General features: G+C 66.3%; 20 protein-coding genes. 5 read left to right on the forward strand and 15 right to left on the reverse strand.

Going from position 1 to position 20,356, the window contains the following annotated elements:
• Window positions 1-7 precede the first annotated feature (7 nt).
• From QMC96_03785 to QMC96_03805, 5 genes are all read right to left on the reverse strand, one after another.
• Window positions 8-1,459: a phenylalanine--tRNA ligase subunit alpha gene (locus QMC96_03785; GenBank protein ID MDI6875877.1), complete on the reverse strand. Its 1,452-nt coding sequence runs from the start codon at window positions 1,457-1,459 to the stop codon at window positions 8-10.
• Window positions 1,456-2,715, reverse strand: coding sequence for a tryptophan--tRNA ligase (locus QMC96_03790; GenBank protein ID MDI6875878.1), 1,260 nt, complete (start codon window positions 2,713-2,715; stop codon window positions 1,456-1,458). Before QMC96_03790 ends, QMC96_03785 begins: the two co-directional genes overlap by 4 nt.
• Window positions 2,716-2,724: 9 nt before the next feature.
• Window positions 2,725-3,708, reverse strand: coding sequence for a tRNA-intron lyase (gene endA, locus QMC96_03795; protein MDI6875879.1), 984 nt, complete (start codon window positions 3,706-3,708; stop codon window positions 2,725-2,727).
• 128 nt (window positions 3,709-3,836) lie between these two features.
• The gene (locus tag QMC96_03800) at window positions 3,837-4,703 is read right to left on the reverse strand and encodes a deoxyribonuclease IV (GenBank protein ID MDI6875880.1); all 867 of its coding nucleotides are present in this window, start codon (window positions 4,701-4,703) and stop codon (window positions 3,837-3,839) included.
• Between the two features lie 247 nt (window positions 4,704-4,950).
• Window positions 4,951-5,463, reverse strand: a complete 513-nt coding sequence (locus QMC96_03805; protein MDI6875881.1) for a hypothetical protein — start codon at window positions 5,461-5,463, stop codon at window positions 4,951-4,953.
• 43 nt (window positions 5,464-5,506) lie between these two features.
• On the opposite strand from QMC96_03805, the gene QMC96_03810 reads away from it, so the two are divergent.
• A complete protein-coding gene (locus tag QMC96_03810; protein MDI6875882.1) occupies window positions 5,507-6,043 on the forward strand; it encodes a hypothetical protein in 537 nt (178 codons plus the stop codon).
• Between the two features lie 284 nt (window positions 6,044-6,327).
• On the opposite strand, the gene QMC96_03815 is transcribed toward QMC96_03810, so the two are convergent.
• From QMC96_03815 to fhcD, 10 genes are all read right to left on the reverse strand, one after another.
• Window positions 6,328-7,332: an isocitrate/isopropylmalate dehydrogenase family protein gene (locus QMC96_03815; GenBank protein ID MDI6875883.1), complete on the reverse strand. Its 1,005-nt coding sequence runs from the start codon at window positions 7,330-7,332 to the stop codon at window positions 6,328-6,330.
• The gene (locus tag QMC96_03820) at window positions 7,323-8,159 is read right to left on the reverse strand and encodes a hypothetical protein (GenBank protein ID MDI6875884.1); all 837 of its coding nucleotides are present in this window, start codon (window positions 8,157-8,159) and stop codon (window positions 7,323-7,325) included. Before QMC96_03820 ends, QMC96_03815 begins: the two co-directional genes overlap by 10 nt.
• The gene (locus tag QMC96_03825; GenBank protein ID MDI6875885.1) at window positions 8,156-8,626 is read right to left on the reverse strand and encodes a 3-isopropylmalate dehydratase; all 471 of its coding nucleotides are present in this window, start codon (window positions 8,624-8,626) and stop codon (window positions 8,156-8,158) included. The genes QMC96_03820 and QMC96_03825 overlap by 4 nt, the downstream gene beginning before the upstream one ends.
• Window positions 8,616-9,836, reverse strand: coding sequence for a 3-isopropylmalate dehydratase/homoaconitate hydratase family large subunit (locus QMC96_03830; protein MDI6875886.1), 1,221 nt, complete (start codon window positions 9,834-9,836; stop codon window positions 8,616-8,618). The genes QMC96_03825 and QMC96_03830 overlap by 11 nt, the downstream gene beginning before the upstream one ends.
• Window positions 9,833-10,963 carry a homocitrate synthase family protein gene (locus QMC96_03835; protein MDI6875887.1) on the reverse strand — a complete coding sequence of 377 codons (1,131 nt, stop codon included), beginning with the start codon at window positions 10,961-10,963 and terminating at the stop codon, window positions 9,833-9,835. Before QMC96_03835 ends, QMC96_03830 begins: the two co-directional genes overlap by 4 nt.
• Entirely contained in the window at window positions 10,944-12,215 is a 1,272-nt protein-coding gene (locus QMC96_03840; protein ID MDI6875888.1) for a thiamine pyrophosphate-dependent enzyme, read from the reverse strand. Before QMC96_03840 ends, QMC96_03835 begins: the two co-directional genes overlap by 20 nt.
• A complete protein-coding gene (locus QMC96_03845; protein ID MDI6875889.1) occupies window positions 12,212-13,180 on the reverse strand; it encodes a radical SAM protein in 969 nt (322 codons plus the stop codon). The genes QMC96_03840 and QMC96_03845 overlap by 4 nt, the downstream gene beginning before the upstream one ends.
• On the reverse strand, window positions 13,168-14,055 hold the full coding sequence (locus QMC96_03850) for a DUF1743 domain-containing protein (GenBank protein MDI6875890.1): 888 nt from the start codon (window positions 14,053-14,055) through the stop codon (window positions 13,168-13,170). Before QMC96_03850 ends, QMC96_03845 begins: the two co-directional genes overlap by 13 nt.
• On the reverse strand, window positions 14,039-14,995 hold the full coding sequence (locus QMC96_03855) for a tRNA(Ile2) 2-agmatinylcytidine synthetase (protein ID MDI6875891.1): 957 nt from the start codon (window positions 14,993-14,995) through the stop codon (window positions 14,039-14,041). Before QMC96_03855 ends, QMC96_03850 begins: the two co-directional genes overlap by 17 nt.
• An 867-nt stretch (window positions 14,996-15,862) precedes the next feature.
• Window positions 15,863-16,750: a formylmethanofuran--tetrahydromethanopterin N-formyltransferase gene (fhcD, locus tag QMC96_03860; protein ID MDI6875892.1), complete on the reverse strand. Its 888-nt coding sequence runs from the start codon at window positions 16,748-16,750 to the stop codon at window positions 15,863-15,865.
• Window positions 16,751-17,121: 371 nt separating this feature from the next.
• Here fhcD and QMC96_03865 point away from each other — a divergent pair, with 371 nt between their 5' ends.
• The 4 genes from QMC96_03865 to hdrB are packed head-to-tail and all read left to right on the forward strand — an operon-like array spanning window position 17,122 to window position 20,351.
• On the forward strand, window positions 17,122-17,382 hold the full coding sequence (locus QMC96_03865) for a 4Fe-4S binding protein (GenBank protein ID MDI6875893.1): 261 nt from the start codon (window positions 17,122-17,124) through the stop codon (window positions 17,380-17,382).
• Between the two features lie 27 nt (window positions 17,383-17,409).
• Window positions 17,410-18,852: a 4Fe-4S binding protein gene (locus tag QMC96_03870; protein MDI6875894.1), complete on the forward strand. Its 1,443-nt coding sequence runs from the start codon at window positions 17,410-17,412 to the stop codon at window positions 18,850-18,852.
• Between the two features lie 9 nt (window positions 18,853-18,861).
• Complete coding sequence (hdrC, locus tag QMC96_03875) at window positions 18,862-19,452, forward strand: CoB--CoM heterodisulfide reductase subunit C (protein ID MDI6875895.1); 591 nt, start codon at window positions 18,862-18,864, stop codon at window positions 19,450-19,452.
• Window positions 19,449-20,351, forward strand: coding sequence for a CoB--CoM heterodisulfide reductase subunit B (gene hdrB / locus QMC96_03880; protein ID MDI6875896.1), 903 nt, complete (start codon window positions 19,449-19,451; stop codon window positions 20,349-20,351). Before hdrC ends, hdrB begins: the two co-directional genes overlap by 4 nt.
• The last annotated feature ends 5 nt before the right edge of the window (window positions 20,352-20,356 follow it).

The raw sequence follows: 20,356 nt of genomic DNA on the forward strand, positions 1-20,356 counted from the left end.
AGGCTCCCTACGGATGGGCGCCGGGCGAACCGGAGGGCAGGATCGGGGTCTCGCGTATCCACTCGATGTCGCTGCGGTAGAGGATCCGCAGGTCTTTCAGGCCCAGGCGCAGCATCGCAAGCCGGCTCACACCGAGACCCCAGGCGAGCACGGGATGCTCGATGCCGAAGGGGGCGGTCACCTCCTCACGGAAGACCCCGGCGCCGCCGAGCTCCACCCAGCCCAGCCCGTCCACGTAGACCTCAGGTTCGACGCTCGGTTCTGTGTAGGGGAAGTAGCCGGGGCGGAAGCGCACCTTCTCAAAGCCCATCCGCCCGTAGAACTCCCGCAGGTAGCCGAGGAGATGGGTGAAGTTCACGCCTTCGTCCATGACGATTCCCTCGAGCTGCTCGAACTCGGGCAGGTGGGTGGGATCGATCGCCTCCCGGCGGTAGACCCGCCCGATGGCGAAGACCTTCGCCGGCGGATGCGGATGGTCCCGCAGGTAGCGGATGGTGAGCGACGTGGTATGGGTGCGGAGCAGGCACTGCTCCGCCTTCTCCTCGCTCCAGGTGCCGCCCCAGCCCGTCGAGGAGGTGCCGCCGCCGAATTCATGCATGTCGCGCACCCGCTCGTACCCGGGCGGGAGCGGCATGCGGCAGTCGATGTAGAAGGTGTCCTGCATCTCGCGGGCGGGGTGATCCTGCGGCTGGAAGAGGGCGTCGAAGTTCCAGAACGCGGACTGGACGAGCCCGCCCTGGATCTCGGTGAAGCCCATCCCCAGCAGGATGGAGCGCATCTCGGTCAGGAGGTGCTGGTAGGGATGGATCTTGCCCGGGTAGATCCGCTTCGGGAGCGTGGTCACGTTGTAGCGCCGGAGCCTCTTTCCCGTCCAGGAGCCGGAGACGATCTCCTCGCGGGTCAGAGTCCCGACCTCCTCCCGCGCCTCGATGCCCCGTGCGACCAGCGCCTCCCCCTCCGGCGTGATGGAGAGACGGTGGCGTACCGCCACCTGCTCCTGGAGCAGCCCCCGCTTCAGGAGTTCCCCGATCCCGCTGCCCCCGCGCCCCGGGTTCTGGAGGGCCAGCTCGTCCTCGCCGGGCGGCGCCTGCCCGCACTTCTCCACCCGCCCGTCCCGGATCACCGCCCAGCCCTTCTTCCGAAGCCACCCGATGCCGATCCGTGCCAGGGGGTGCCTCTGGAGCTCGCGGATGTCGATGCTCTCCGGGAACGACTCCAGCAGCTGCCGCTCGGGCAGCCCCTTCTCGCGGTACTGCTTCCCCTCCTCCGTCAGCACGTAGCGGGTCTCTGCCTCCCGCTCGACGCGGACGAGCCCCCGCGTCCCGGCGAGCTGACCGTACTGCACCACCGCCTCCGGCGTGGCCCCCATCATCTCCGCGAGCACATCCGCATCCGCCTCCCGGAGGGGTGCGAGGGTCGCGAGCAGCCTTCTTTCGTTCGGCGTGAGTTCGTCGGTCATGCCGCCTCCTCCACCAGGTGCTCCACTTCAGCCATCCTCTCGCGGAGATCGGCGAGGAACGCCTTCACCCGCTCGTACGCCTCCTTCTTGCAGATGCCGCAGAGCCGCTCCCCGGCCCGGCAGGCGCGGCAGATCTCCTCAAGTTCCCGGTCCTCGGGGATCATGTGGAAGCGGTAGAGCTGGAAGACGGGGCAGCGTTCGGGCTCGCCCCCCAGCTGCCGCTGCTCCTCGACGGTCGCCCTCCCGCCGGTGAGCGCCCCCATGATCTTCTTCCGCACCTCCGCATCGGCCTCCTGGAACGTGAAGAGACTCTCCGGAACGGAGCTGGACATCTTCCCCCCCAGGAGGCCGGGCATGAAGGTGTGGTAGGTGGAGGAGGGGGTGTAGAACCCGAACCCGCCGTACCTCAGTTCGATTCTCCGCACCGCCTCCTGCACCCGCCCGAACGACTCCCCGTAGATGTCGACATGCCCCTCGTAGCGGCGGGAGCGGGGGAACGTCTTCTCGATCTCGAAGAGGGCCTCCCCGGGAGCGTTCTTGGAGCGGGCGCTGATGTACTCCCTGCGGTCCTCCACGGTGAACATGCGGAGCTTGTGCGCCACGTCGCGGGTGAGGCGGAGGTGGGGGTCCTGGTCGAGCCCCACCGGCACCACCGTCGGGGCCGGGCCGCCGTCGATCTGCGGAAAGAGGATGTCGGCGACCTGCGTAATCACGCTCATCGCGTGGGCGAGCGAGGTGTCCTGGCCGAACCCGTAGATGGCGGCGAGGTCGGAGAAGTTCACCTTGGTGGCGGACTCGAACGCCAGGTCCTTGAGGCGGTCGTTGCGGCTCTGGAAGTAGGTCTTCCCCCGGAAGCCCAGGGCATAGAGGCACTGCAGGTACTCGCGGCCGAAGGCGTCGCAGGCCTCCCAGGAGGTTCCCCGCACCGCGTGGGCCTCCCGGTCCGCGATCGCGATGTAGCCTTCCGCGCCCTGCTGCACGTGCCAGACCACCTCCCGCATCACCATCAGGTGCCCGAGGTGGGGGTGGCCGGAGGGCATGAACCCGGTCATCACGTAGAACCTCTGACGGTTCCGGATCGCGTTCACGATGCTCCCGTAATCGCGGTGACCGATGACGATCCCCCGGCGGACGAAGTAGGGCACCTCGGGGAGGTCTTCTGCCAGGGGCTCGATGGGTTCGATACCGAACTCGGAGACGATCTGCTGGTAGTCCAGGCTGTCAGCACCGGACCAGGGGGTAAACTCTTTCTGCATATCCGCAACTCACAGTTTTATTCGGGCAAATTCCAGGTATTCTATAGTATTGTGCACGTAGGCAAATAGCATCTTCTTTTTAACGCTGTGCGCCAGACGCACGGAGCGGGATATGGTGCTCATGGGCAGCGCCGTCCCCGCGGGTATGGCGTGCACCAGGAGATCGGAGTGGGGCTTCTTCCCGATGTACACCCGGAAGTGGTGCCCGAACTTGTAACCGGTCCGCGGGACGTATCCCCGCTCCCGGAGGTCCGCATACACCCGCGCCTTCTCCGGGAGCTCGACGTCGGTCGCCCCCGCGATACGGAGGTACTCCTCCGCCGGGATCGACGCCCCGTCCGCGTGCAGCGTCAGCGCCCCTTTCGCAAGGAGGTACAGGATCTCGACCGGCGAGAGGATCAGCCGGTCCGGATCGAGCCGTTTCCCGAAGAAAACCTCTTCGAGAGGCGATCCGGCTTGCGTCTCCACGATGGCGAAGGTCGAGAAGAGGGGAGCGGATGCCGGCGGGAGGGCGGGGGGCTCCGCGGTCGGGGTGAGCTTCTGCAGTTTCAGCTCGTAGTAGGTGAGCTCGTTCTCGTCGTCCACGACGGCGAGCACGTGCTGCTTCCGCATGTGCAGGGATGCGGTCGCCTCCGCGCTCATCGCCTCGAAGTTCACCAGGTCCCGCTCCGAGAGGACCCGCACCAGGTACTGCGAGCGTCCGCTGCCGGGCCTCTGCCCCCGGCGGAAGACCCGGAAGTCGTGCGGACCCGCCTGGACCACGTAGCCCCGCTCGCGGATGTCCCGGTAGACAAGGTACCGCCGCACGAAGCCCTTCTCCTTCGAGAAAGCGGCAAGAAGGCTCTCGAACGTGCTGCCCGGCACCTCGATCCGCCCCCGGTGGACCAGGTAGAGGGCCTCTTCCGCCTCCAGCCGCAGACCGCCCCTGTCCGGCCTCCCGTATCCGCCCTGCGCGTAGAGGGAGAGCCCCTCCTCCCCCAGGCGGACTGTCATGCCATCCCGTGTTCCCAACACCATCCCAGTACTTGGCGGCTCCAACTATATAGCCGCGACTCCGTGCCTGCCCGTGCGGCCGCCCGGTTCGCGCGGGCCCTCCTCCGGAAGCTCGCCGACGGGGGATCCTAGAGCGGCGGTGCTCCCAGCTTCTCCCCGGCCAGCTCCCGCACCTTCAGGATGTTCTCGACGTCGTTCCGCCGGCTGTCCACGGGCGTCTCGCAGATGAGGGGGAGGTCCCGAATGGCAGGGTGGCGGAGGATGCGGCGGAACCCCTCCTCCCCGATCGCGCCCATGCCGATGTGCTCGTGGCGGTCGAGCCCGCTCCCGAGGTCCCCGCGGGCATCGTTCACGTGCACCACCTCAAGGCGGCAGAGCCCTATCGCCCCGTCGAGGCGGCGCAGCGTCTCCCGGACGCCCTCTTCCGTGCGGAGCTCGTAGCCGGCCGCGAAGGCGTGGCACGTGTCGAAGCAGAAGCCGATGCGGTCGAGGTCCCGGATTCCGTCCAGGATCGCGCGAATATCCTCGAACGTGCTCCCGACGCTGTTCGCCTCCCCGGCGGTGTTCTCGAGGAGGAGCATCACGTCGGCGTCCACGTCGTCGAGCACGGCGTTGATCGCCCGGATCACCTGCCTCCTCCCGCTCTCCCGGACAGCATCCCGGTTGTGCCCGAGGTGGGTGACGAGGTAGGGGATTCCCAGCTGATCGCAGCGCTTCAGTTCCGATGCCAGGAGGGCCATGGACTTGGCGTGGATGTCGTCGTCCGCGGAGGCCAGGTTGGGGAGGTAGGGCATGTGATCCACAGGCGGGTAGATGCCCGACTCCGCAAGACGCTCCCGGAAGAGCCGCACCTGCACGGGGTCGAGGTCCTTCGAGCCCCACCCCCTCGGATTCCGGGAGAAGATCTGGAACGTGTCGCACCCGGCCTCTTCCGCCCGGGACACGGCCCTGTCGATCGAACCGGCGATCGATACGTGCACCCCCACTTTCACCATGACCGGCGCCCCCTCTCTTCTCCGCTATTGTACACCTGACGCTATGTAAACCTTGTCGAGCGGTTCCCGCGCTGCCGTCCGCTTCGGAGAAAGGTATTCATCGTACCCCGGGGATCTGCCGGCGGCCACCGGGTCGAAGGGCGGCAGGCGGGGGCGGGGCGACGGGCCGGGGTGCCCGGCACTCCCCGTTCGCACCGATGGGCGCCCGGGCGCGATCCGGGAAAGGATGGACCGGCAGACCATGAAACTACAGGTTCTCTCCGATCTCGCCCGGCTCCTGCCCCTCGGGGCCTGGAGCGGTTCGGCCTCGATCCTGGCGCTGGCAGCCTCGCTCCACGCCGTGGGATTTTCCGGGATACACTGGCCTCTCGCCGGAATCGGCGTCGCGCTGGTAGTGCTCCTGCAGTATGTCGCGCATCCGCTCGACGACATCGCGGATTGCCCGGTCGCCGTCAGAGCCAACATCGCGGGCACCGGACGGCGGAAAGTGCTGGTATCCGGGCTCGCCACCGTCCGCGAACTCAGGGTGCTCTCCGCTGTCATTCTGGCCGTCTGCACTCTTCTGGTCGTTCCGATCGCCGCCGTCCGCCCGTACGGCATACTCGTCGGGGCGACGGGGTTCCAGGCGATCATCTTCTACAACTTCCCGCCCGTTCCCGGAACCGCTGATCGGGCTCCCGATCAACGCTGCGATCGTCGTCGGGATCGCGTATGTCGCGACCGGCCGGGTCCTCCTGCCGGCGGCGGTGCTCGGGCTCATCCAGGGATTCGTGTGCGCATCGGCATTTTCGGCCTATTTTGCGATGGATTTCTTCACGGACATGGTGGGCGGCAAGAAGAGCACGATCGTCGCCTATCCGGATGTCTCGTGGTGCTCCCTGCATACGTCCACCGGGATCCTGTTCTCCCTGGTGTCCGCCATCCTTCTATGGACCGCGGATCTCCTCGCCCCGTGTCTCGCGACACTGCCGGGGGCCGCCGCGTTCCTGGCGCTGCTCCGCCCTGCAGCGCGGATCGATGGGGTCTGGCAGGGGTTCTACGGGGACTGGCGCCGCTGGGCAGGATACTCCTGTCGTGCTTCTGGCGGAGGGATGCATGGTCTCCATCGTCCCCGTGGTACGATAGTCTTGAAGGGAGGGGGGCATGGGATCTGTCCCGGCCCGGATCACCGGGAGATATCGTGTACGGGGCGCCATGAACCCGAAGAGTATCCCCCTTCGACGGTTTCAGGATTGTCCTATCGCGATGAAGGCGGGAGGGCTGCAGCACTCTCTCCCGATGGCAATTCAACAGGCGATGAGGGATGGGACGATGATACGACGCGGCATCGTGACCCGTGACGTGGATGCAATCCTTCCGGGACAGCATTCCGCGAGGTCGGCCATCACTCGTTCACCCTGGAAATCCTCACAGGGAAGATGGTGACGGCGTTCTGGCATGTTCAGGGATGAGCGAGCCCTCTCCCTTCCTCTCGTGCGATAGCCCGGATCCGGAATAGCTCCCCCGCCATCGGACTGCATCGCCCGCAGGGCCCTGCGCCACGTGACCTCTCCCCTCGGGGCGGGGAGGGAACCGCACGGGACATCCGCGGAACAGGCGCAGAAAGATACGCCGAAGAGCCTGTCTAGAGAACCGGGAAATCGTCCCTTGCATCGGTCATCTCGTCGGAGTGTCTCTCCAGCTCACGGTAGACCGCCCTGCCGAACTCCCGGGTGCCCGCCGTGCCGCCCAGATCGCGGGTCCTGATGCCCCGTCCGAACACGCTCTCCACGGCTCCCTCCAGCCGCAGGGCCGAATCCTCGTCCCCCAGGTGGCGGAGGAGCATGGCTCCGCTCCGTATGGCCGCCACCGGGTTGGCGACATCCTTCCCCGCAATATCCGGGGCGCTGCCGTGGACCGGTTCGAACAGGGCGTGGCGGTCGCCGATGTTGGCGGAGGGGAGCATCCCGAGGCCCCCGACAAGGAACGCGGCGACATCGCTCAATATGTCCCCGAACATGTTCTCGGTGACGATCACGTCGTAATCGCCGGGGTGGAGGAGGAGATCCAGGCAGAGGGCGTCGATGAACCGCTCGCGGCAGGGGATGCCCGCTGCCTCCGCCTCCGCACGGCAGACGTCGCGGAAGAGCAGGTCGGACTTGAGCACGTTCGCCTTGTGCCCCACCGTGAGGTGCCGGCGACCTCCCGCGAGGCGGCAGGCGGCCCGGGCGATCCGCTCGCTGCCCCGGCGGGTGATCAGCCGCACCGTGCAGGCTCGGTCGGGCTCGATCCGTTCGATGCCGGCGTAGAGCCCCTCGGTGTTCTCCCGCACGATGACGACATCGAACCCCTTCCCCGCCACGGGGCGGATATTGGCGTAGAGATCGAGCTCCTTTCTAATCCGCACCACGACGCTGCGGTAGTCCGGGTCGGCCGGTGTGGTGACCGCGCCGAAGAGCACCGCATCGACGGCCCGGAGCTGGTCGATGGCATCCTCCGCGATCGCAGATCCCGTACGTTTCCAGAGCCCGTATCCAACCTCGACGGGGACGAACTCGAAGTCCGGACGGAGGAGCCCGAGCAGCTCCTGCGCCACCGGGACCACCTCTCTCCCGATCCCGTCCCCCTCGACGACGGCGATCACGGGCATCCCGAGCACCTCGCCGAACCGGTTCCGTTCGCTGCACGCCACTGCTCGACCAGCCGGACGACAGACTCGCAGATCCGGCGGGGAGAGGCTCCCCAGTGCACCACCGCGCCCATCCGCCCGCTGAAGACCCCCACGCCCTCCCGCTCCTTGCGGCAGCAGCGGGCGATGAAGGGTTCGCGCTCCACCGCCTGCAGGGGGCAGATCTCGACGAGCGTGAAGTCGTCTCCGTATCGCTCGGCGTAGAGCTGGGAGCCTGTGCGGCAGCCGGCAATCCGCTCCCCGCCCCGCATCGGATCCGCGTCCAGCGTGGGGGAGAGGCCCCCCGCCCGGCAGGGGTACACGTCCGCTGCCATCCCGCGGATGTCCCGCACGTGATGCTCGAAGGCGACGGAGAGTTCTCCGAAGAGCCCTGCCGCCTCCAGCTCGCGGATGCAGGCCGACAGAGACGGGCGGGGGGGCTCCAGGTCGTAGACATGCACCGTCAGGAAGAGTGACGGATCCGGGTCGAGCACGAAGGTCACGTGCTCGTCGAGGCCCGTGAACACCGTGCAGCGGCACCCGCTCCCGCGGGCGAGCCGCACCAGCCCCGCCCGATCGTGGAGCTGGACCTTCTCCGGATGGATGCAGACGTCCCTGCCGCCGGCGAGCACCCGCTCGCCCGTCACCCGCCGCATCAGCCCCGTCGCGTTCGGGTCGGTCGTCACCTCCACGACCTGCAGTCCCCCGTCCCCCTCCCGGATCAGGTAGCGGGTGAGGAAGTAGACCATGCCCGTTCGCTCCTTGTCCAGCCCCGACCCGACGACCTTGCACTCCTCCGGGAAGATCACGCGTGCGCCCTCCGGTAGGGGACGAGCCCGCCGGCCCGCAGGATGCCGACCATGTGCGGGGAGAGGGGGCGGACCGTCCATCGGGTGCCGTCCACCTCCACCCACCCCTCTCCCACGTCGAACCGCACCGTCATGCCCTCACGGCAGGACATCCTGCACTCGAGCACGGGAAGCCCGACGTTGATCGCGTTCCGGAAGAAGATGCGGGCGAAACTCTGGGCGACCACCGCCACGACCCCCGCCTCCCTGAGGGCGATTGCCGCCTGCTCCCGGGACGAACCGCAGCCCATGTTGGTCCCCGCGACGAGCACGGCTCCGCGGAGGCGGTCTTTCAAGGTCGGGTCGAGGTCCTCGAAGACGTGTTCGGCCCAGACCCGCCGGTCCTTCGTGCGCAGGTAGCGTCCGGCGATGATCTGGTCGGTGTCCACGTCGTTCCCGACGCAGACCGCCTTCCCCTCACCGTGCATCGTCCGCCTCCGCCGTCGCGATCTCGCCGGCGAGCGCGCTCGCGGCCGCGGTCGCCACCGAGCCCAGGTAGATCTCGCCCCCCACCCCCATCCGGTTCCGGAAGTTGCGGTTGGCGGTGGAGAGGCAGACCTCCCCCTCCCCGATCACGCCCATGTGGGCGCCCAGGCACGGCCCGCAGCCGGGCGGGCCGATCGCGCAGCCGGCCTGCACGATGTGCAGGAGCAGCCCCTCGCGGATCAGCCGCTCCAGCACCCGGCGGGAGGCCGGTACGACGACGGTCCGCACCGCCACTCTCTTCCCCCGCACCATGCGGGCGAACCGACGCAGGTCCTCGTAGCGTCCGTTCGTGCAGGTGCCCACGAAGACCTGATCGATGGACGTGCCGGCGAGCGCTTCCACCTCCTTTACGGTGTCCACCCGGTGGGGGACCGCGATGAGCGGGGGGATGGCGTCGAGCTCGAGATCGATCTCCTGCGCATAGTCGGCGTCCTCCCTCTCCTGCGGTTCGGCGTCGTGCCCGAAGAGGTGGAGGTGGCGGCGCGTCACGGCATCCGCGTAAAAGAGACCCGTCTTGGCGCCGCACTCCACGGCCATGTTGCAGACGGTCAGCCGCCCGTCCATGGAGATCCCGGCGGCGCCGCCCCCGACGAACTCGAGCGCACGGTAGGTGGCCCCGTCCATCCCCAGCTCGGCGACGTAGGCGAGAGCCAGGTCCTTCGCCTCGGCAGCCCCCCGGAGCGTTCCGGTGAGGTGGACCGCGATCGTCTCCGGGACCCGGAACCAGGTGCACCCCGACGCCCAGATCGCGGCCATGTCGGTCGCCCCCACGCCGGTGGCGAAGGCCCCGAACGCCCCCAGCGTGCAGGTGTGGGAGTCCGCCCCCACCACGATCTCGCCGGGGTAGGCATAGCCCTCGCTCATCACCTGGTGGCAGATCCCGCTCCCGATCTCGGCGAAGTGGATGCCGGACGCGGCGGCGAACTCCCGCAGTTCGGCCTGCAGGCTCGCGGTGGTGGAGGTGTTCGCCGGCGCGATATGGTCGAAGACGATGTGGAGGCGGGCGGGGTCTGCCTCCAGCGCGGCGCCCATCTGCCGCCAGGCCTCCAGCGCGAGGACACCGGTTCCGTCGTGGGCGTAGGCGCGGTCCACCTTCCGGTCCACGAACTCCCCGGCCGAAGCGCCCAGGATCCGTTCGGAGAGCGTGCTCATGGCTGGCACTTCCCTTCCGCGTCCCGGATCAGCTTCTGCAGCATCTCCGGCGATACGCTGCACTTGTGCTCCGAGCGCAGCTTCACCTGCTCCAGGATCCAGCAGATCTCGTCCTCGGAGAGGTTGTACCCCAGTTTCTGGATCACGTGCTCGAGCGCTTTCTTGCCGGTGTGCTTGCCCAGCACGAACCGCCGCTCCGCCCCCACCAGCTCCGGGGGGATCGACTCGTAGGTGAGCGGATCCTCGAGGATGGCGGCGATGTGGATCCCGCTCTCGTGCGTGAACGCGAACTCCCCGACGACGGCCTTGTTCTTCGCGACCGGAATGCCGGAATACTGCTCCACCATGGTCGAGATATTCTTCAGGTGGGAGAGGTCGTAGCGGTCGATCCCGCCCACCATGCGGAGCGCGACCAGCACCTCCTCGAGGGCGGCGTTCCCCGCCCGCTCCCCGATGCCGTTCACCGTGGTGTGCAGCTGGTAGGCGCCGCCCTCGGCGGCGGCGAGCGTGTTGGCCGTGGCAAGACCCATGTCGTTGTGGCAGTGGGCGCAGAGGAGACCGTCCACGCTCGCCGACAGCTCCGCGAAGACGCGGTGGATCTGGAGCGGGGTGAGGCATCCCACGGTATCGGCAAACGAGAGGTACTCCGCTCCGTGCTCCGCCCCCCTGCGGTACATCTCCCTCAGGAACGGAATGTCCGTCCGGGAAGCGTCCTCGGCGGCAAACCGCACAGCGATCCCGTGATCGCGGGTGTACTCCACGATGGCGAGCGCCTCTTCGAGCACCTGATCCCGCGGCTTGCGGAACTTGTGCCGCACGTGGAGCTCCGAACTCGGGATGAAGACGCTGACCATGTCCACGTCGCAGTCGATCGCCGCGTCCACGTCCCCCCGCCGCGCCCGGGCCAGGCAGCAGGTGCGGGCGGAGAGCCCCATCGCCGCGATCGCCTTCACGCACTGGGTCTCGTACTTCGAGACCGAGGGGAAACCGGCCTCGATCACCTCCACCCCGATCTGGTCCAGCAGGTTCGCGATATCCATCTTCTCCTCGCGGCGGAACGAGACGCCCGGCGTCTGCTCGCCGTCCCGAAGGGTCACATCACAGATCTCAACATTCCAGGGTTGCATGGGTCTCACCTGACGGGCATTCCCCTGTTATCACCACCACCGAGAGCGACTCCGGCGCGCGGAGCAGTTCGCGGATCCTCTCTTTGTCTCCGGCAGGGACGGTCTCGGGGGCTGTCCAGCCGATGTACTTCATCACATCGGTGCAGGGCTCGCCCCCCACCATGCCCATCCGTCTGTTCGCAAGCACGATGCATAGCAGCGGAAGCTCTTTTTCCGCCACGTCGATGAGGGCGTTGATCCCGGAGTGGAGCAGGGCGAAGTCGCCCGTGAGGGCGACGCGGGTGCTCCGGGCCGCCACCGCCACCGAGGATCCGAGCCCGTAGGTGGCGATGCCCACCCGGTAGGGGGGGTTCATGGCAAAGACCGAACAGCCCATGTCGCAGATCGCGGAGATTTCCTTCTCCTGCAGCACTTCCATGACGGATTTGAACGGGCAGGAGGGGCAGAAGGTGCGGTAGAACCCCCGCGTCTCGAAGGTCTCCGCCGCCCTTCCGCCCGGCGGGGGTCGGATGTCGCGGTGCTCCTGCACGAAGGGGCGGCCGTACTCCCGCACATCCTCCAGATCCCGCGGGATCGCGGGCGGCGGGTAGACCGTCACGACGCGGGATTGCCCCGGAGCGGCTCCCACGCCCACCGGGGGACCGGGGAAGCGGTTCAGGGGGGATGTCCGCGACCATGCGAACATCTCGCGGGCGACCCGATCCGCCTCCGCCACCCTCCCCGCCATGGTCAGGTTCGGATCCGCGAGAGCGCCGGTGCCGCTCGCCCGTTCGGCGGAGCCTCCGGGCACGTCCGACTCCAGGAGGGCCGGGGTGAGGCGCAGGATGGCGATGCGCGAGAAGCGCTCCGAAGCCCGGAACGCCTCCTCCACCGCCTGGTGGCAGGATCCGGCGTCCGGTTCGAGCACCGGCACCTGGGCGAGTTCGCCGTAGTAGCGGGAGTCCTCCGCGTTCTGGGATCCCAGCACGTCCACGTCGTCCCCGGCGACGATCACGACGCCGGCACGCAGCCCCTGCGTCGTGGCGTTCACCAGGGGATCGGCGCAGGCGTTGAGCCCCACGTTCTTCACCAGCACCGCCGAGCGCTTCCCCGAGAGGGAGTCGCCGAGAGCATACTCCAGCGCCACCTTCTCGTTGATCGTCCCCTCGGCCGAGAGCCGGGAGGCGAGGGCGGTCACCGGATAGCCGGGGACCGTGTAGCACGTGTCCGCCGAACGGCGGATCGCCGCCGCCACCGCGCGGGTTCCGTTCATGTGTCCCTCCCCGGCGTGAGATCGCAGCCGGTGCAGGCGGTGCACAGGGTGCGGGCGGATCGGGGATCCAGCCCCGCCTTCCGCAGCGCTGCCTCATGGTAGGCGCAGAGGGAGAGGAGGCGTGCGGCGGAGGGGCGGCGGCAGCCGGCGAGTTCCGCGGCCGGGGTCAGGGGCCGCAGGACCGGGATCACGCCCCGTTCCACGAGGGCGTCGATGCAGCCCTCCATCTCCGCATCGCTCTCCCCGAGCCCGACGATGACATTGGAGAAGACGCGCCCCTCCCCGAAGACCTCGACCGAGCGCTCGAGCACCGCCCACATCTCCCCCCAGTCGAGCCCCGGGCACATGCGGGCGAAGAGGGGCGGGGTCGCCGCCTCCACGTTGAACTTCACCTCGTCCGCGCCGGCGTCCCGGAGTCTCACCGGCGTCTCGAGAGTCGGGTAGATGGAGACGCCGATCGGCAGATCGAACCGCCGCACCTCCCGCACGGCATCGAGCACGCGCCGCTCCTCCCCCGCGACCGAATCCGCGACGCCGCTCGTCAGGGAGATCGCGTCGATGCGGTCCGCCACGCTCTCGACGAGCGATCGGACCTCCTCCGCCGTCTTCACCCTGCCCGGCTGCAGCGGGACCTGGCAGTAGCGGCAGCGGAAGATGCACCGCTCGGAGACGGTGATATAGGCCTGGCGGGGGCAGTGGAGCGCCACCTCCTCCAGCCTCCCCCGGATCTCCCGGTCGCCCTTCCGGAGGACGGCCTCGCCGCCCCCCCTGTGCAGGAGGCGGAGCGGGCTTTCGGGCTGGATGGCGAGCCGCACCCGCTGCTTCCCGTTCGTGAAGAAGACGGAGCCCCTGCCCCGGGCAGAGGGCCCGGCGGTCGAGCGGCCGATGTAGCCCTCGATCCCGGCCCCCTGCACGCTGGCGCCCCCCTCCTCCAGGAGGAGCGCTTTCACGGCTAGCCACTCCACAGTTCCAGCGCCTCCGTGTAGTTGCCGTAGAAGGGGATCGCGGCGACGGCACCGACGATCCCCCTGCCGTCCATGACGATCTCCAGGTGCCCGTCCTCGGGATCGGGAAGGGACCGGGGATCGACCTCGCCTCTCTTCGCCGCTCGCGCGAACTCCATCAGGGGGGAGGGGTCGAACCCGCGGTAGACTGCCATGCCGGTGCGGTCGGAGAGCGTGTACCTCTCGAGGAGTTCGCGGAACCGCCGCGTCAGCCCCGCCGGATCCGTGGACGCGAACTCCACGACGGTGCTGACGCAGTTCTTCGTGCGGAACTGGACCGGATAGAGCTGGACGATCGTGTGCGAGAGGTAGTGCGAGGCGTCGTCCTCCACCGCGTTTGCGATGTTGTGCACGAGCGTCCAGGTGGCGCCCTCCTCCGGCGTATCGGTATCGTCAACGCCGATCAGCACCCGCTCCCGCCGCGGCAGCCAGATGGTCGAGCCCGCCTGCCGCCCCCCTCCGGAGGGATCGCAGATGCTGCGGAGGACGCCCGGTGCCTGGGCCCGGCAGATGCTCGCCCCCACGCCCCCGCCGCCCATGCCGATGTAGCGGATGGAGATCGTATCCCCGTCCACCCCCACGGCGGCGATGCCCGCCGGGAACCGCGATCCCTGGAGATCCAGCGCAGCGCTGCCGGGGCGGAGACGGTAGCGGGTCTGCGATCCCGCGGACCATGCCGACCGGACGAGAGGGCTCTTGCGGTAGTGGTGCTGCGCCCACATCGCACCCCCGATGCAGTCGAAGAACTCGATCAGTTCCACGGACTCCCCCTCGGGATCGGAGAGAACGACGATCTTCCGGTACTGGATGGTGTAGGGATCAGAGATGTTCTCCATAAAGTGCTGCCGCCTCGGCCCCCCTGTTTGCCCAGAGCACCGCACCCAGTGCCCCTATTCTCCCTTTCCTTCCATTTCCGTCCAGGAACCCGACATCCAGGCGTTTCGCCTCCGCCTCCGCCTCGGCAAGCGTCAGGATCTCGGTCTTGACCCGCCGGTCGAGATCCGTTGCGGTGGGCAGCCCGATCCCGCGGTAGAGGGCGATCCCCGTGTCCGCGCTGTGCGTGTGCTTCTCGATGTAGGCGCAGATATCCGAGAGCAGGGCATCCACCGCCCCGGGGCGGACGGCGAAATTGAGGGCGGACGCCACGCAGTTCGTGGTCTTCTTCGGCGCCTTCGGGTTCAGCTGGATGAGCCGCATGTTCAGGAGCTCCACCCCCTCCCGTGCACAGGCTTCCGCTGCCCTGAGCGCCAGCACCCAGGTCGCCCCCTCCGTCTTCGTGTCGGTGTCGTCGATCCCGAGCGTGATCTTCTCGTAGCGGGGGGAGACGATGCGGGCGCGGTTCACCCGCGCCCCGCCGACCAGCAGGTCGTCTTCGGAGGGGTACTCGACCCGCAGCACCCCCGGCGCCTGCGGGAGGCAGGCGGCGATCCCGACGCCGGCGCCGGCCATGCCGGCCCAGGAGGTGACCACCTCGTCGCCGTTCACCTCGACGCCCTCGAGCGCCTGGCCGCCGAGCTCCCGGTCTGCGGCCCCGAAGCGGACGGGATGGTGCCCGAGCCGTGCGAGCACCGTCATCGAAGCCCCCGCGGTCGAGCACTTCAGCACCGCTCCCCCGGCCCGCATGCGGTTGGCGGCATCCCACTCGATGGTGCCGTGGGCGTGGCAGTTCTCCAGGATCTCCGCGAGCCCCCTCCGTTCGTCGACCATCACGAGGTACCTGCGTGCGAAGAGCCGCCCGAACCTCTCCCGAACCCTCTCCGGCGTGAGCGTGATCACGGATTTATCACCGAAATTATCGTTAACAACAGTATCGGCAGCGAAATATTTATAAAATTCGATTGCCGGGGCAGAGGCCTTGGGCGCCTGTCTCCCTGTCGTCCCGTCACCTTTCCGCCCGGTAGGATAGGCCGGCAAAGGAGCAGGTTGTCTTGCATTGCGGCTCTTCTTCCCATGCCCCTCTCCTTTACAGGGGCTATCGCACTGGCGGGGGGGGATAGGGGGGGGCACCCCCCCTCCCCCTTCAAGCCCTCTTCCCCGGGGTGCGATAGGCCTGGATTGGAGAGAGCAGGATGAGCGTTGTACCCGGGCCTTGGTGACCACAGCATCCCCGCATGGGTATCGCATGCAGGGGCGCAGGCTATCGGGAAAGAGATCCCCCTCCCCCAAAGGTAACGATGGGACTGGTTGGGGGGGCACGAGATCGATCTCGAAAGAGAGCCCGGGAACGGATCGAGATGACTCTCGTCTCGCAGCATCGCAGGCATGAGGCTATCGTGCTTGGCAGGGCATGGGTTAGATGTATCCGAGCCTCATTGCATGCCACAGAAACGGATCCGGTGAGAGTCGGGCAGAGCAGGAAACGATCACCCCCCGGGAGAGGGTCTTTCCGACTGCGACGGGCCCGTGGATCTGGAGGAGGGAGGCGGCCGGAACCGAGAGACGACGGCATTCCCCGCTGCTAACGCAATCACCGGAACTGCAGGGCCCAGAGAACAGCGCAACCGGAATCCGTTCCCGCCCCTTCGGTGCGGATGAAATTGCCCTCGGTCGGGAGGCATACCGAATCGGTCCCCAGCCGGAAGCGCTAGGGACAACATCGGTAAAGTGCCGCTCCCGGAGACTGCGGCAGAAGCGCGAAAAGAATTAGAAGAGTTTGTGGAGGTGGAACTGGTGGGGTCCGAGTTTGCCTCCGTAGTTGCCGGCGCTGATCCACTTCACGCCCGGCACCGTCGTCGCCGCCCGGATCCCCTCGCGCATCGCCGCTGCCACCGCATCCGCGCTGACGCCGTCGATGACGATCTCGTAGATGCTGTTCACGCCCTCCGGCACCTTGCTGTTCGGTACCCTGGACTTCAGCGTCGGGGCGTAGAGCTCGTTCGTGCTGGCATTCATGAACTTGTACTTGTTGCTCCCGACCTTGGAGCCGCTCCCCACGATCCCGCCGGGGAACGAGGTGATCACGCCGCGCACCGCTTCGATGGCGTCGACGGCAGCCTCCGCGCCCGCCAGGGCGGCCATCTGGTTCTCTCCCATGACAAAGAAGTTGCCGCCGGCCACGCCCTGGACGACGCCGTACTCCTCCTCGGCGATGAACTCTCCCTGCATGATGGGTATCGCCCAGACGCTCCGGTCCCCGACCTTCTTCTGGTACTCGAAGCCATCGCCGAAGAAGTGCAGTTTCACGGGGAGCTTCTCCGGCGCATCCCGCAGACCGTCGAAGGCGGACGTCGTCGGTGCCGTCAGGACGCACTCGCCGATCCTCTCGATCAGCTGCTCTTTCAATTTCTTCTTGCTGGGATTGCAGATGAGGATCGCATACCCCGGCCGCCCGTCGGGGGACTCCTCCGGCGGAACGTAGTAATCGATGCCCGCCTCAGCCGCGCAGCCGATGCAGGAGGTTGCAAACCCTGTGGCCTCCAGTGCGGTCTTTTCCGCCCACTTCCTGCTCGCTGCCGTAATGATCACTCTCGAAACCCAGATCGGAAACGCTTCCGCATAGGTGTCGTCGATGGGTACCGCATTGATCTGCATTTTCTACCTCGTTATAGACAAGTGTCATCAGCGAAATACAATAACCTTTCCCATCTGTCCCGGACGGCGGCGTACGTAACGGCACGTTTTACGCAGTTTCGGGGATGCATCGCCGTCGAAAGATTCATTATCCGTTGAAATATATTAATGTAGGTATAAGTGTTAACTATATATACTGTCAGGATTAAGGTAATCCTATTAACCCGCAGAGCATGGCAACCATTGAGAATGGGAAGGTACATGAATCTTGCTTAATCGAGGAGAAATGTTAATACAAATGGACCGTTTTTCCCGATTCATAAGGTTTATTTATCTTCTTTCTCAAAGCTTTTCTATCGATCTCAAATCGATGAACACTGGTGCGTGAAAGCATGGCGTTTGCAACACATATCAACATCGAACGATGTACCGGTTGCAACAACTGTGTAGTTGCGTGCCCCGTCGGCGCCCTGGAGCTGCATACGTCAGCCCCGGCCACGACAGAGAAGATCTACCGCGTGAAGGACGGGAAATCCATCGTCCTGGACTTCAAGGCAGAACTCTGCGCTGGCTGCGGCGTCTGCATCGAGGCATGTCCCTACGATGTTATTCGACTGGTAGGACGGTTGGAAACCGCGACTTCGATGGCATGAGAGATGACAATTTAGCGAGGATAATTCATGACACTGTATCCGAAATTCTCTAAGAAGAGAGTAGGTCCCAATGTGATCTGCGAGCAGAGGCTCCTGCAGAACGTGAGCAATCTGATCCTGAATACAGACACCTGCACCGGCTGCGGGGTCTGTGCGGAGTCGTGTCCGGAGGAGGCGATCACGGTCAGCATGGTCGGAGCCACGAAGCGGGAGAAGGGCATCACCTATGCAACCCCCATCGAGATCGACCCGGAGAAGTGCTCCTACTGCGGTGTATGCCAGATCATGTGCCCGTTCAACGCACTGACCCTGACGGTCGACGGTGTGGAGAGGCTGCCGATCCTGGAGAAGGAGGGATTCCCCCAGTGGGACATTGTGGCGGACATCGACCAGGAGAAGTGCATCAAGTGCACCATCTGCGAGGATGTCTGCCCCCGCGACGCGATCATCCGCGAGGTCCCCGAGTTCGAAGGGGAGATGAAGGAGAAGGTCGCTGCCTACGACAGGGGTGAGATCGACACCCAGAATGCCGTCGAGGTGTACAAGACTGCAACCGCCCTCTCACGCGTCGGACGCTACCAGGACGCGATCCGTGCCTACGACCAGGCGCTGGAGATCGACCCCAGGAACCCCCTCGCGCTCTACAACAAGGGAACCGCCCTTGCCAGGCTCGGGCGGTACGAGGAGGCTCTCAAGGCCTACGAGGATGCCCGCGCAATCGAGCTCGACGAGACGACTCTTGCCAACCTGAAGAAGTACACGGCAGGGAAGCCCCGCTACGAGGCGCTCAAGGCCAAGACAACCTTCGAGGTCGACATGGAGAAGTGCAACGTCTGCGGCATCTGCGGCACGCTCTGCCCGAGCATCACCGTGAAGCGCAAGCCGTTCACGGCCGAGACCGGCAAGGTCGAGGGCGATGTGCTCTTCGATGAGACCACGTGCGACGCCTGCAAGGTCTGCGTGGACGCCTGCCCCGAGGAGGCGATCACGGTCACCCGCGAGGTCGAGGACAAGAAGCTCGAGGGAGAGGTGAACATCGACAAGGATCTCTGCTGCACGTGCACCTGGTGCTCCACCAACTGCCCGACGGAGGCGATCACGATGGAGAAGCTCTTCGAGGGCGACATCGAGATCAACCCGGAGCTCTGCCCGTCCGGCTGCTCCACCTGCGTCGAGGTGTGCCCCTGCAACGCGATCTACCTGCCCTCCCCGCCGCCGGCGAGCGAGATGCGCGGACAGCAGGAGGAGAAGATCGCCATCAACAAGGATCTCTGCATCCTCTGCGGGGCCTGTGTCTACGCCTGCCCCGGTGAAGACATCATCGTCCTGAAACGGACCGGTCTCCGCATGAAGGGCCCGGAGACCGACCTCTTCAAGCGAATAAAAGAGAAACTCTGCACGCCACGAACCTCGAAGGTGAAGGAGGAGACCGCCGGCACCACCCAGATCAAGGTGCTGGAGTCGACGTGAGGGATGACCATGGCAAAGAAGTCGAAAGGATACAAAGACACGAAACTCGAAGAGAAGCTGAAGGACCGCTACTTCAGGACCAGCGAGAGCCATCCGGACTTCCTGGAGAAGGTGGAGGAGATCAGCAAGACGATTCCCCACATGTGCTACCAGTGCGGTACATGCACCGGTTCCTGCCCCTCGGCGCCCCGGAGCAGCTACCGCATCCGCTACTTCGTGCGGCGGGCGGTCCTGGGTCTGGAGGAGGAGCAGCTCACCGATCCCGATCTCTGGCTCTGCACCACCTGCTACAGCTGCACGGACCGCTGCCCGCGGGATATCGCCCCCACCGACGTGATCATGGCATGCCGCAACCTCGCCTACCAGCGGGGCATCGTGCCGGTGAATTTCCTGAAGACGGTCCAGGCGATCTACTCCTCCGGGCACGGGGTTCCCAACAACGACGCGAACCGGGCCGCCCGCAAGAGGCTGGGCCTGACGGCGGATCCGCCGACCACCCACATGTACCCCGAGTACATCAAGGGAATCCAGAAGATCCTGGATCACTACAAGATCAAAGAACAGGCCGACAAGATTGTCGCGGAGGCTGAGAAGAAATGAGCAAGGCAAAGCACGAGTACGCATTCTTCCTGGGCTGCATCGCCCCGAACCGCTACCCGGGATGCGAGTACGCTGCGATCGAGTGCAGCCGGAACCTCGGGATCGAACTGCTGCCCCTGAAGGGTGCCAGCTGCTGTCCCGCTCCGGGTGCGTTCGGTTCGATCGACCTCGCCGTCTGGTACGCGATGGCGGCCCGGAACATCGTCCTCGCCGAGCAGATGGGCAAGGATATCGCCCTGCTCTGCAACGGATGCTACAAGTCGATCTACGAGGTGAACGAGAAGCTGAAGCACGACAAGGAGCTCCGGGACAATGTCAACGAGGTCCTGAAAGAGATCGACATGGAGTTCAAGGGTTCCTCGGACGTCTACCACCTGATCGAGCTCTACTACGATCCGAAGATCGTGGGCGTGGAGAAGGTCGCGGAGAGCGTGAAGCGGCCCCTGACCGGCACGAAGATCGCCGTTCACTACGGCTGCCACCTGATCAAGCCCAAGAAGGAGCGCCACCTCGGCGACACGGAGAATCCCATGTGGATCGAGGAGCTCGTGGAGGCGCTGGGGGCGGACTCGGTCCAGTACCGCAAGAAGATGATGTGCTGCGGCGCCGGTGGCGGCGTGCGCGGATACGATCTGCCTCACGCGCTGGACATCACGAACGAGAAGCTGATCAACATCACCGAAGCGGGAGCCGACGCGGTAACCGAGGTCTGTCCGTTCTGCCAGCTGGAGCTGGACCGCGGCCAGATCGAGATCGAGGAGAAGTTCGGGATCAAGTACGGGCTGCCCGTGCTCCACTACAACGAGCTTCTCGGGCTCGCGCAGGGGATGACTCCGGCACAGCTGGCCCTCGACCTGCACGCGATCAGCGTCGAGCCGTTCCTGAGGAAGCTACTGTAAGAGGT

This window comes from Methanomicrobiales archaeon (assembly GCA_030019205.1).
Taxonomy (GTDB): domain Archaea; phylum Halobacteriota; class Methanomicrobia; order Methanomicrobiales; family JACTUA01; genus JASEFH01.